General features: G+C 70.7%; 8 protein-coding genes. 6 read left to right on the top strand and 2 right to left on the bottom strand.

The features are described 5' to 3' along the window. The first annotated feature begins 36 nt into the window (after nt 1-36). From ACVKXF_RS12940 to ACVKXF_RS12955, 4 genes are all read left to right on the top strand, one after another. On the top strand, nt 37-1,413 hold the full coding sequence (locus ACVKXF_RS12940) for a rhamnosyltransferase WsaF family glycosyltransferase (RefSeq protein WP_340196997.1): 1,377 nt from the start codon (nt 37-39) through the stop codon (nt 1,411-1,413). Next, nucleotides 1,410-2,870 (top strand): glycosyltransferase family 2 protein, encoded by a 1,461-nt coding sequence (locus ACVKXF_RS12945; protein ID WP_456795938.1) that lies wholly within the window; start codon nt 1,410-1,412, stop codon nt 2,868-2,870. Before ACVKXF_RS12940 ends, ACVKXF_RS12945 begins: the two co-directional genes overlap by 4 nt. Continuing rightward, nucleotides 2,870-5,488: a glycosyltransferase gene (locus ACVKXF_RS12950; RefSeq protein WP_456795939.1), complete on the top strand. Its 2,619-nt coding sequence runs from the start codon at nt 2,870-2,872 to the stop codon at nt 5,486-5,488. The genes ACVKXF_RS12945 and ACVKXF_RS12950 overlap by 1 nt, the downstream gene beginning before the upstream one ends. Before the next feature lie 99 nt (nt 5,489-5,587). Beyond that, on the top strand, nt 5,588-5,746 hold the full coding sequence (locus tag ACVKXF_RS12955; RefSeq protein WP_396290972.1) for a hypothetical protein: 159 nt from the start codon (nt 5,588-5,590) through the stop codon (nt 5,744-5,746). 9 nt (nt 5,747-5,755) lie between these two features. On the opposite strand, the gene ACVKXF_RS12960 is transcribed toward ACVKXF_RS12955, so the two are convergent. Together ACVKXF_RS12960 and ACVKXF_RS12965 are read right to left on the bottom strand one after the other, a co-directional pair. After that, complete coding sequence (locus ACVKXF_RS12960; protein ID WP_456795940.1) at nt 5,756-6,349, bottom strand: SGNH/GDSL hydrolase family protein; 594 nt, start codon at nt 6,347-6,349, stop codon at nt 5,756-5,758. A 137-nt stretch (nt 6,350-6,486) separates the two neighbouring features. Then, complete coding sequence (locus tag ACVKXF_RS12965) at nt 6,487-8,505, bottom strand: acyltransferase family protein (protein ID WP_456795941.1); 2,019 nt, start codon at nt 8,503-8,505, stop codon at nt 6,487-6,489. 506 nt (nt 8,506-9,011) lie between these two features. Between ACVKXF_RS12965 and ACVKXF_RS12970 the strand changes: the two genes are divergently transcribed. Both ACVKXF_RS12970 and ACVKXF_RS12975 read left to right on the top strand, forming a co-directional pair. Then, nucleotides 9,012-10,289 carry a hypothetical protein gene (locus ACVKXF_RS12970; RefSeq protein ID WP_456795942.1) on the top strand — a complete coding sequence of 426 codons (1,278 nt, stop codon included), beginning with the start codon at nt 9,012-9,014 and terminating at the stop codon, nt 10,287-10,289. 18 nt (nt 10,290-10,307) lie between these two features. Further along, nucleotides 10,308-11,408, top strand: a complete 1,101-nt coding sequence (locus tag ACVKXF_RS12975; RefSeq protein ID WP_456795943.1) for a glycosyltransferase — start codon at nt 10,308-10,310, stop codon at nt 11,406-11,408. Nucleotides 11,409-11,451 lie beyond the last annotated feature (43 nt).

An 11,451-nucleotide genomic window follows, 5' to 3' on the forward strand; every position in this document is an offset into this window, starting at 1 on the left:
CGAGGTGCACCCCCACGCCCAGTAACGTGAGGGTCGATGAACTTCGAGAAGGCACGGCGCCTCGTCAGCGACCTCGTCCGGGTGAACGAGCGGTACGCGCGGGACGGCCACTACCGCAACGACGTCCGCGAGCGGCTGGGGCGGACGGTGTCCCGCGTGGACGTCGGCGTGGCACGGCGCGAGCGCGACCGAGCACCACTGGCCGCCCGTCCGTTCGAGGGGCTGGTCGAGACGAGCCTTGCCCTGGCGGGCATCCGGACCGTGGACCGCGAGCCCGAGGTGGTGCTCGTGGTGGACGAGCTCCGCGAGGGCGCGGCGTTCGCTGGGGTCCAGACGGCGTTGGCCGTCGCGCTCGCCCTCGGTGCGCGACTGGACCGGTCGGTTCGGGTGGTCATGGTCCGCTGGACCACGCCGGGCAACAGTGCCGCCGCGGCCGAGGCGCTCGTGGCGGACCGGTTCCCGGAGTCGCGGGCCGACGGCCGCCCGGGCGTCCGCGTGGTCCGTCGCGAGGACGTCCTGGACACCGAGTTCGGCCGCGACGACGTCTGGATCGCAACGCACTGGAAGACCGCGCACCCGCTCGACGTCGCGGTCACCGCCGGGGTCGTCCCCCACGACCGGGTGGCGTACCTGGTGCAGGACTACGAGCCCGGCTTCAGCCCGTGGTCGACCGAGTACGCCGTGGCCGCCTCGACCTACCGCGCCGGCTTCCGCATGCTCGTCAACTCGGAACCCCTGCGGAAGTACCTCGCCGACGTCGAGGACCTGGACGTGCCGCCGGAGCGCACCTTCGCACCACACCTGGACGTCGAGCTGCTCGAGCGCGTCGCGGCTGCCCGACAGCACGAGGACGTGGTCCGGGTGCTGTTCTACGGACGCCCGAGCAAGCACCGCAACCTGTTCCGGCTCGGCGTCGCCGCCCTGCGCGTCGCGGTGCAGGAGCTCGCGGCCGACGGCATCCGGGTGGAGTTCCACTCGGCCGGCGAGCAGCACGGCGACGTCGAGCTCGACGGCGGGCGCGGCGACGTCAAGCTCGTGAGCCACGGCACGATGCCGTGGGACGACTACTTCCGCTTCATCGCCTCGACCAACGTCGTGCTCTCGCTGCAGCACAGTCCGCACCCGAGCCACCCGCCGTTCGACGGCGCGATCTCCGGTGCCCGCGTGGTCACGAACGAGTTCCGCGGCACCCGGGAGCACCTGCACCCCAACCTGGCAGCGGTCCCTGCCGACGCCCGGTCGCTCGGCCTGGCCGTGGCCGACGCCGTCCGCCGCGCCGCCGCCGAGGGCCCCACCGGCTTCGCCCCGCTCGCGGAGCACGCGCTCGGCGGTCCGCTCGACGCAGCAGTCGACGCACTCGCCACCGCGATCGAGCACGACGGCCAGCACCACCACGAGGAGTCCACCCGATGACCCGCACCACCCTCGTCGTCGTCCCCGTCTACGGGGACCTCGAGTCCCTGCTGCGCTGCGTGGACGGGCTCGTCGAGCACCTCGACACGTCCGTGCACCGCGTGCTGCTCGTCAACGACTGCGGCCCCGACGCCGACGCGATCGAGCGCGCCCTGCTCGAGCGGATCGACGGCCGCCCCGGGTTCCGGTACGAGCGCAACGACCGCAACCTCGGGTTCGTGGGCACCTGCAACCGCGCCGTCCTCGAACTCGACCGCGGCACCGACGACGCCGGCGACGCCGGCGAGGCAGTCCTGCTCCTCAACAGCGACGCCGTCCCCACCGCGGGCTTCCTGGACGCCATGCTCGACGTGCTCGACGAGGACCGCACCGGCGTCGTCACCGCGCGCAGTGACAACGCCACGATCGCGAGCATCCCCTACCGCCTGACGAACCGCGGCGCCGCACGCACCGAGGAGCGCACGCGGGCCGTCTGGGATGCGGTCGCCCCGCTCCTGCCGGTCTCGCAGGTCCTGCCCGTCGCGATGGGCTTCTGCTTTCTCACCCGCCGCGAGCTGATCGCGGAGCACGGGCTGTTCGACGACGCCTTCGCCCCCGGGTACGGCGAGGAGAACGACTACTGCCTGCGCCTCGCCGAGCACGGCTGGACGTCGCGGATCGCCAACCGCGCGCTGGTCCTGCACGCCGGCGGCAAGAGCTTCTCGGGCAACCGCAACGCCCTGCGGGCCGCCCACCAGCGCGAACTCGAGCGCCGCTACCCGTTCCTGCCGGACGCAGTCGCCGCCTACCAGCGACACGGCTCGACGGCGACGGAGCGCTTCGCCGACGCCCTGGTACCCGCGGGCCCCCCGCCCCGCCTCGCCGTCGACCTGCGGCACGTCGCGGACGCCGGTGGCCTGGTCCGCGAGATCGACGCGGCCTACGCGGACGGCTTCGACCTGGAGGCCCGGCTCGCCCCCGGCACGTCGGCCCCCGGCGGGTGGACGGTCACCTCCGACACCCCGAACCCGGACGACCTCGTCACCGTCACCGTCCTCGTGGACCCCACGCCCGCCGAGGTCGTCGCCGCCAACCGGCGGTCGCTCGAGCTCGTCGTCGTCCGGACCGAGCCGACCTCGACACCGTGGTCGTCACGAGCGCACCGGGCCGGAGCCGACCAGGTCGCCGCCCTGCTGGACCCGCACGTCGTCGCCACGACCCACGGCGGACTCGTCGCGGCGCGCGCAGAGCTCGACCGTCGCCTGGCCGCACCGCTCGCGTCGCGCTCCGAGGCCCTCGAGGGCCGTTGGGCAGCGCTCCTCCCCCTCGACCTCACCGCCGCCGAGGTCGCGGCGGCGAACGCCTCCGACGAGGTCACCCGGCTCCGCCGCGAACTCGACGACCTGCGCGCGAGCCGCTCGTTCCGCACCGGCCAGGCGATCGCCAAGGTCGCCGCACGACTGCCGGGTCGCCGCTGATGGCCGAGGCGAAGGGCCTCGGCCGCGTCGCGCGACGCCTGGCGCGTCCGTTCCGTGGCCCCGAGAAGCCGTTGACCGTCACGGACCGGCTCGACCGTTGGGCCCGGCGGATCGCCGAGTTCGGTGTCCTCGACCGCGCGTACCTCGAAGCGCAGACCGGACGGACGTTCGACAGCGACGCGGAGGCCATCGCCTTCTACGTGCACAACGACGGGCAGCGGGGGCTCTCGCTGCACCCGCTCATCGAGCACGAGTGGATGCGCGAGCACCAGCCCGTCCCCGCGATGTCCTGGTACGACGCCCTGCACCAGGAGGGCCCGGAGCTCTTCCAGACCGGACCGCTCTTCGACGCCGGCGTGTACGCCGCCTCGGTGCCGGAAGCCGACCGCCCGGCGTCCACGCTCGATGCGCTCCATGCCTTCCTGCGGAACGCGACCGACGCGACCACGCTCCCCGTGCCTCCCGGCCGCCGTGGCCACGCACCCACCTGGGGCGTTGCACGCGACGCAGCCGTCTCCGCTGCCCGCGCCTTCGCCGACGCGCAGTACCGGACCCGGCGTCGCTACCGGGCCACGTGGGACGGACCCGACGTCACCGAGGCACTCGCCCGCTACCCGCGCGGGGTCGCACGGCGCGACGCGGAGCAACCGCTCGTGTCGATCGTGATGCCGGTGTACCGGCGTGCCGACGTGGTCGGCGCGGCGATCGCCTCGGTGCGCGCGCAGCAGCACGCGAACTGGGAACTCCTCGTCGTCGACGACGGATCCGGCGACGAGACCGCCGACGTCGTGCGGCGCATCGCCGCCGACGAGCCGCGCGTCCGTCTGGTCGAGCGGGAGAACGGCGGAGCCGGAGCGGCGCGCAACACCGGACTCGCGGCCGCCCGCGGCGACTTCGTCGCGTTCCTCGACGCCGACAACACCTGGCGGCCCGAGCACCTGTCCGCCGCACTCGCCGGGCTGCTCGAGACGGACGGGCCCGGCGTGCACACCGGCGTCCGGATGATCGGCGCGAACAACGCCGACGACTCCACCGCGCCCGCCGAGACGTACCGCGGCGAGGACGGCACGCTCGACGACCTGCTCGCCGGCAACTTCATCGACCTGAACGCGCTCGTCGTCCGTCGCGACGTCGCCGCCGCCGGGCCGTTCGACGAGACCCTGCGCCGCTGGATCGACTGGGAGTGGCTGCTGCGCATCGGGAAGCGCTCCGGCGTGCCCGCGTACGTGCCCGTCATCGGCGTCGACTACGACAACGTCCGCGACCCCCGACGGCTCTCCTCCGCGCAGCCCGCGTCGTGGCAGGAGGTCGCCCTCGCCCGCCACCGCATCGACTGGGACGCCCTCGCCGACGCCGTACCGGCGCGCGACGCCGAGCTGGTCTCCGTCGTCGTGCCGGTGTTCCGCGATTGGACGATGACCCGGCGCGCCGTGGACGCCGTGCTGCACGCCGCCGACCACGAAGGCGACCGGGTCGAGGTCGTGCTGATCGACAACGGGTCCCCCCGCTCGGTGTCCGCTGTGCTCGGAGCCTGGTTCGGCGACGAGCCGCGGGTCCTGCTGCAGCGCGAGGACCGGAACCGGAACTTCGGGCTGGGCAGCGACCTCGGCCTGGCCCGGTCCACCGGCGGCACCGTCGTCATGCTCAACAACGACACCGAGGTCACGACCGGATGGCTGCGGCCGCTCGTCGCCGCGCTGGACGACCCGACGGTGCTCGGCGCGCAACCGCTGCTCGTGTACCCGGACGGGGTCGTGCAGGCAGCGGGCACGGTGTTCGGCGGGGACAAGGTGCTGCCCTGGCACTTCCTGGGCGACCACCCGCGGTACGACGCTTCGCGGGCGTTCGCGGGTGTCGGGACGGACGCCGCCCGGCTGGGCGCTGCCGGTGGTCGCCGCTTCTCGGCGATCACTGCTGCTGCCGCTGCGTTCCGGGCCGTCGACCTGATCCGCTGGCACGGGTTCGACCCGGTGTTCGCGAACGGGCTCGAGGACGTCGACCTGTGCCTCCGGGCCCTCGCCGCGTCACCGGACGGCTCGGCCTTCGCCGTCGTGCCGTCCTCGGTCGTCGTGCACCACGAGAGCCGCACCCCCGGTCGTGACGACGCCCGCGTGGACAACCGGCGCGTGTTCGACGAGCGCTGGCGTGGGCAGTACCCGGCGGCGGACGCAGCAGGGCACTACGAGGCCGCCGGACTGCGGTGGCTCGGGGTCGATCCGGGGCTGCCGAAGGGGCACGCCGTGATGGTGCGGTCGTCGCGGCCGATCGTCGTCCGGGACCTTCTCGGGGCTGCTGGGGCTGTTGGCCTTCGCGTCGCGGTGAAGCACGACGGGACCCGGGTGGCGGACGTCAGCGCGCTCGTGACGGCGCTCGAGACTGCCGGTCACTCCGTGCAGGTCGACCTGCCGACGTCCTGGTACCGGGGGTCGAGCGGACTGGACGACGTCACGGTGCTGGTCGCTGGCGGTTCGGGAACGGTAGTCCCGTCGTTCGTGCCGCAGCCGGGTGCGCGGAACGTCGTGTGGCTCGCGGCGGGACAGGTCGTGGCCGACGGGGACTTCGCCGAGGTGGTTTCGGCGGATGCCGGAGCCGAGCGGGTCGTCCGGGCACTGGGCTGAGATCGTGAACCCGGCCTCGCGGCCAGCTCACGGTGGTGTCTGACCGTTCTGCCAGCCTGTCCGAGGCGTGAGCACTGGGTCGCAGCGTACCGTCGCGGCATGTCACTCGTCGATCACCTCGGACGCATCACACACCGCTCCGTGGTGCACTGCGCCGAATGCGGAGACCCGATTCCTCGACGTGATGCCTTCGTGGTCGACGGCGAGTCCTTCTGCTGCGTCCTGCACGAGGTCGAGCACGCCGTTCGGAGCATCTGACGCCGTCGGTCAGCCGGCGGTGTCGAGGATGTGCCAGCGGAGGTTCCTGCCGAGAGCGCGGTAGCCATCGATCGAACCGGGGTGGACGCCGTCGATGGAGAATCCGGTCTTCCAACCGTTGCCGTCACGCGCGAAGTCCCACGCGTCGAACCAGTCCCACCCCTTGGTCTGCACGTAGGCGCGAAGCTCCCGGTTGTACCGGACTCCACCGCGTGGATTGGGGACGTAGGGAGGGATCGAGGAGACGATCACCTGCCGAGGCTTGATCGTCCTGACGATCTGGTCGTACGCGGATCGTTCCTGCTCGAATGACACTCCGACCCGGACTGCATTGGTTCCCGCGATGATCACCAGGACGTCCACATCGCTCAGCGGTCGGACGGCAGCTGCCATCTCCTCGGGGGTCGCTCCCGCGTGCGCCCAGCCGCCCGCGTACTCGATCCGACCGCCCTGCGCGTAGGTCATCCAGCTGCCGGAGTCGAGGCCGTTGCCGAGGTACCCCGACGCCCCGGCGCTGAGCGAGTCTCCGACCACCGCAACCCGGATCGGTGCGCCCGTCGGTGCGAGCGTGGGCGTGCTCGTCGGAGCTCCAGCGGACGGCACCGATGAGGCCGTTGTCGAAGCGTCGATCCGCCCGTCCGACCCCTGCGGCGTGGCGGCCAGGACGATGGGAACCGCGATGACCGCCGCAGCGGACAGGACGAGCACAACGAGGCCAGCGACGACGAAACGAACTCGCACTAATCGACGTCCCGCTCGGCGGCCTCCACGAGGAACGGCGCGAGCGTCTTGCTGTAGGTGGCCGTCATGTGGTGGGCGTCACGGTAGACGATGACCCCGCCGATGACGACCGGGCAGGTGTCGTCACGACAGAAGTACTGGTGGAGGTCCACAGCTGCGATCCCCGCCGCGTCGGCCGCCAGGCCGTTGTAATCAGCACCCCCGAGTCCCTGCTGCTCGGGAACCGAGCACGAGTCGAAGGACCGTTGATCGGCCGGGGCGTCTGAGACGCAGGAAAGTGCTCCCGTCGTGATCTCCGGGTTGTCCAGGATCGGAACGACCTTGCTCCCGGCCTCCTGAGCAACCCGCCAGGCGCCGTCGATCGCCGGGACGATCGTGCGCTGTCGCGAGTCGGTCGTCTGCAGGTCTCGATGGGCGGTTGTCAGGATCATGTCGTAACCGCCCCCGACCAGAGCGTCTTGGAGCGCCTGGAGGTAGTCCCGGTCACTTCCCGCCGGAACCGAGTCGGGTAGGCGCCAGACACCGCCGTTCCCGACGAACGTGTCCACGTGCCACCCGGCTCGGGCGGCGCGGTCGCGGAGCCCGGGGATGAGCATCGCTGCGTGGGAGTCACCGACCAGCGCTACCTTCTTCGCGTCGGTGGCCTCCGCTCCGAAGGAACAGCGTTGGAGGGTTGCCTGGCCCGCTGGGCGGTAGCAGGAGAAAGCGCCCCCGGTGTCGTCGAACAAGCTCGCCCGGTCCGGGAGCAGCGCAGCGGCCTTGGGGCGATCGTCGCACGTGTTGGTCGACAGCATCGCGGGTGCGCCGAAGCAATCAGAACCGCTCGAGGCCAGCTTGTTGGCTGCTGCCGCACTCCGAGCTTGAATGGTCTGCGTGTACTGAACGGTCCCGAGCGGGACCGCGGCGACGAGCGCCATGGCAAGGCCCGCTGCTCCGAACGTGAGCACGTTGCGGCGGCGCGCGCTCGACATCGCGTTCCGGGTGGTGTCCTCGACGAACCGCTTCGTGAGGGCCGCGAGCAGCACCCCGGCGACGAGGATCACGACCTTGTCGACGAAGCCGAGAGGGCGACCCGTCGCGAACGGGACGATGACGATCAAGGGCCAGTGCCAGAGGTACAAGGAGTACGACAGGTCCCCGAGCACCTGCACAGGCCCGAAGCCCATGAACCCCGTCGGAGTCCAACGGTCGATCCGTTCGTCTCCGGCGGCGGGCGCACCCGCGACGATCACTGCCAAGGTCGCCAGAACCGGGAGCAGCGCGGTGGCGCTCGGGAACGGGGTCTCCCCGGTGAACAGCAACAGGGTCGCGGCGATCCCCGCCCAGCCCAACCACGAGAGCGCTGCGCGCACGCGGACGTCGACACGCAGCACCCCGGGTTGCACCGCTGCCACGAGCCCACCTGCTGCGAACTCCCACACCCGGATGTGCGTCCCGAAGTACGCCAGGCTCGGGTTGGTCGCCGTGGTGTACACCGAGAGGGCGAGTGAGCCCGCGAAGAGCACCGAGAGCACCACAACGACGCCCCGGTGCGCGTGACGGCGTGCAACGAGGACCGTCAGGAGCAGCAGTACCGGCCACACGAGGTAGAACTGCTCTTCAACCCCGAGGGACCAGAAGTGCTGGACGGGTGTGACGGTGTTGTCCGCGGCGAGGTAGTCGACAGCCTGAGAGGCGAGCACCCAGTTCTCGGCGTAGAGCGTGCTGCCCAGGATCGCGTGGGAGAACTGTGTCCAGTACGTCCTCGGCACGACGAGCAGCACTGCCACCGCCGTCGCGAGGAGCACGAGCAACGAGGCCGGCAAGAGGCGTCGGACCCGACGCGCCCAGAACGTGCCCACGGCGATCCGTCCGGTCCGCGCGACCTCGCTGAGGAGGTGCCCGGTGATCAGGAACCCCGAGATGGCGAAGAACACGTCGACGCCGACGAAACCCCCCGGCAGTCGATTCGGCCAGAGGTGGTAGAGGACGACCGAGAGCACTGCCGCAGCGCGGAGGGCCTGGATCTCGATCCTCACAGAACGACGATGCGACACTGCGTGAGAATAGCGCATTGCTCAAGTCCTGATGGCATCGCGGCACGGCGACGCCACTCCCGCTCCCCGACGGCCCGTAGGATCGTGTGGTGTCGAGATACCTCATCGTCGTGCACGACGACTCAGCCACAGCTTCGATCGACGATTGGCTGAGACTCAGGAAGTCCCCCGCGTCCGAACAGTGGTCGACACGCTTGAACGGGACCTTCTCCGTCCGGATCGTGAGCCCGGACGTCGCCTCGGCCATTCGAGGCAGGTCCTTCTTCACGGGTGTCGCGATGTCCGAGGCCGCCTCGTTCGTGGCGTTCGGCAGTGCCGGCTGGCAGCGATCGGACCGTGCGCGACCACGCGGCGGAGTGACCCCGTCCGGCTCGTTCGTGCAGGCCTCCTGGACCCGTCACGAGCTGCGCCTCGGCAACGACCTCTTCGGGACCGTTCCGGTGTTGCAGGCGCACGGACCCGGATTCGTCGCGTTCTCGGACTCGCTGTTGGTGCTCACCGACCTGAGGGACCGCTTCGGGCTCGTCAATTCGCCGAATGCTGAGGCGCTGCTCGCCCGAACCGGCCTGTCCTGGCGAACAGCCCAGAACTTGTCCACCGAGACGGTGGTGCGGGAGATCACCATGGTCGCCCCGGGACGCGGCGTGACGGTGCAGTGCAGTCGCCCGCTCCTCGTCGACACGGACGAGACATCGCTCGGCACGCTTCTCGAATCGAGTTCCGCTCCCGTCGATGCAGCCCGACGGTCTGCCGGTTTCCTCGCATCGGTGCTCCGCGAGGTCCCTGGCATCCTGCCGACGTCCGTCCACCTGTCTCCGGACGGCGATGCCGTGCTGCAAGGCGCACTCGACCTCGCGGGCACTGAGGGAGGAGTCACGCTGCAAGCCGACGCCGGCGCCGTCGAGCGACTGCACGGCCGGGCAGGCGGCCGGGCGATCGAGGCTGTGCCGGAGATCTCGGACGCTGCGGCGTTGTCGGGCTGGGCAGCCACCGGTTTGGGACTGTACGACGTCGTGGCACCTTCGACCCAGGCTGCGCACGAAACAACGACGGTGACGGTGGACTCCGCCGGGAACGCCATCGCCCGACGCATCTGGGGCGCGGAGTCGGCTGAGGGCATGCAGGCCGAATCGGGTCTGGAGGGTGCAGCTGCGGAGGCCTACGTCGCACAGGTGAAGAAGGGGCTGCGATCGATCGGCGGTGATCCGACGTCCCCGTCGTCGTCGCAGCAGCACTACGTCGCCTTCCGAGCCCCTCGGTACGTCTCCGCGGCGCGTTCGGGCCGTCCCGCTGTCCATCCGTTGCACACGCTGAGTTCCGCCGCGGTCGCGACGACGAGCGCCCACTTCGACGGCGCCGACGGACTCGATGTCCTCGAAACGGTGCTCCGCTCTCGTGACGCACAGACGACGGATCCCGCTGCGGCAGGGCGTGCCGCGCTCACGCTCACGGAACTCGGTGGTCCGCTGCAGGATTCGGAGGTCCCCGCTCTCAGTGTGTTCGGGAGCGGTGTCCCCGCCACGGCGTCGACCGAACTCTCTGCCAGCATCGCTGCTGCACGGGGCCTGGGCTCCTCGATCGAGAACCGCGAAGTCCTCGTGGAGCTCATGCGAGACCTGGTCGGGGTTCTCCCTGATGATCTGCTGCCGTCCTACGAACCGCTGTTGGCGAACGCGCGGTGGCACCTGGTCGACCGACGAGAGCCGTTGGCAGCTGCCGGGCCCAGTGTCGGCAGGCTGCTGTCGCTCGTCTTGTTCGCCAACTGAAGTCCACCGAGGAGCGCAATGCTGAGCACCCGCCGGATCGGCGTCTTCCCCGCGTGGGAGGACAACCCGTACTTGAACTACCTGTACCTCGCCCCTCGCACTCGTGGCTTCGACATGTTGCACGCGACCGCATTCGCGAGCGGTGTCGCGCTCCTCGAGCGTCTCGGGGCCGGCGACGTCTTCCACCTGCACTGGACTGCGCCGATCGTGCAGCGCGCGGAGGACGCGGAGGACGCACGCTCGCGTCTTGCCCGGTTCGTCACCGCCGTCGACGAAGCGCAGCGACGTGGGGTGTTGCTGGTGTGGACGATCCACAACGTCCTCCCCCACGATGCGAAGTTCCGCGACTCCGAGATCGAGCTGTGTCGGCAACTCGCGGCCAGAGCCGACGTCATCCACGCGCTGTCGCCGGCGACGGTGGACATGACCGCCGAGCATTACGCGCTCCCCTCCGAGCGCGTCGTGCAGATTCCCCACCCGAGCTACCAAGGGGTCTACTCGAACACGTCGGATCGACGGTCCGCTCGCCGTGAGCTCGGCATCGGGCCGACGGACCGCGCAGTGCTCTTCTTCGGGCAGATGCGACCGTACAAGGGGCTCGACGCACTCTTCGCCGCCGTCGACGAACTTCCTGACGACGAGTCCCGCAGGACGGTCCTGCTCCTTGCGGGCAGGACGCGTCCAGAAGACCTCGCCGTGGTCGAGGACTCGCTCCCCAGCCGGGTGCGGGTCATCCGGGACCACTCGTTCATCCGCGATGAGGACGTCGACCGGTGGTTCCGAGCCGCCGACGTCGCCGTGTACCCCTACCGGGCGATCTTGAACTCGGGGAGCCTCCACCTCGCCGCGACGTTCGGGGTCCGAGCACTCCTGCCGGGCGAGCCCCACCTTCGCGATGAGTTCGAAGGCGAGGACTGGATCGCGTTCTACGATCCCGAGGAACCAGAGTCAGGGATCGCAGCGGCTCTGGCGTCGCCGGACACCTACGCGCCGGTCACGACGCACGACGCCTTCTCACGGCGACTGTCACCGTGGAACGTGTCGGTCCGCTTCGCAGACGCACTCGAAGCTGCGCTCACGGCACGTGCTGACCAATCGGATGCGACATCGGGATCCTGACCGGAAACGCGTCCTCGTGCGGCCGCCCGTTCAAGAGGGGGCT

It is taken from the genome of Curtobacterium sp. PvP017 (assembly GCF_054060195.1).

Coding starts and splice junctions, on each gene's coding strand:
- ACVKXF_RS12940 (WP_340196997.1), top strand. CDS start 37: ATGAACTTCGAGAAGGCACGGCGCCTCGTCAGCGACCTCGTCCGGGTG.
- ACVKXF_RS12945 (WP_456795938.1), top strand. CDS start 1,410: ATGACCCGCACCACCCTCGTCGTCGTCCCCGTCTACGGGGACCTCGAG.
- ACVKXF_RS12950 (WP_456795939.1), top strand. CDS start 2,870: ATGGCCGAGGCGAAGGGCCTCGGCCGCGTCGCGCGACGCCTGGCGCGT.
- ACVKXF_RS12955 (WP_396290972.1), top strand. CDS start 5,588: ATGTCACTCGTCGATCACCTCGGACGCATCACACACCGCTCCGTGGTG.
- ACVKXF_RS12975 (WP_456795943.1), top strand. CDS start 10,308: ATGCTGAGCACCCGCCGGATCGGCGTCTTCCCCGCGTGGGAGGACAAC.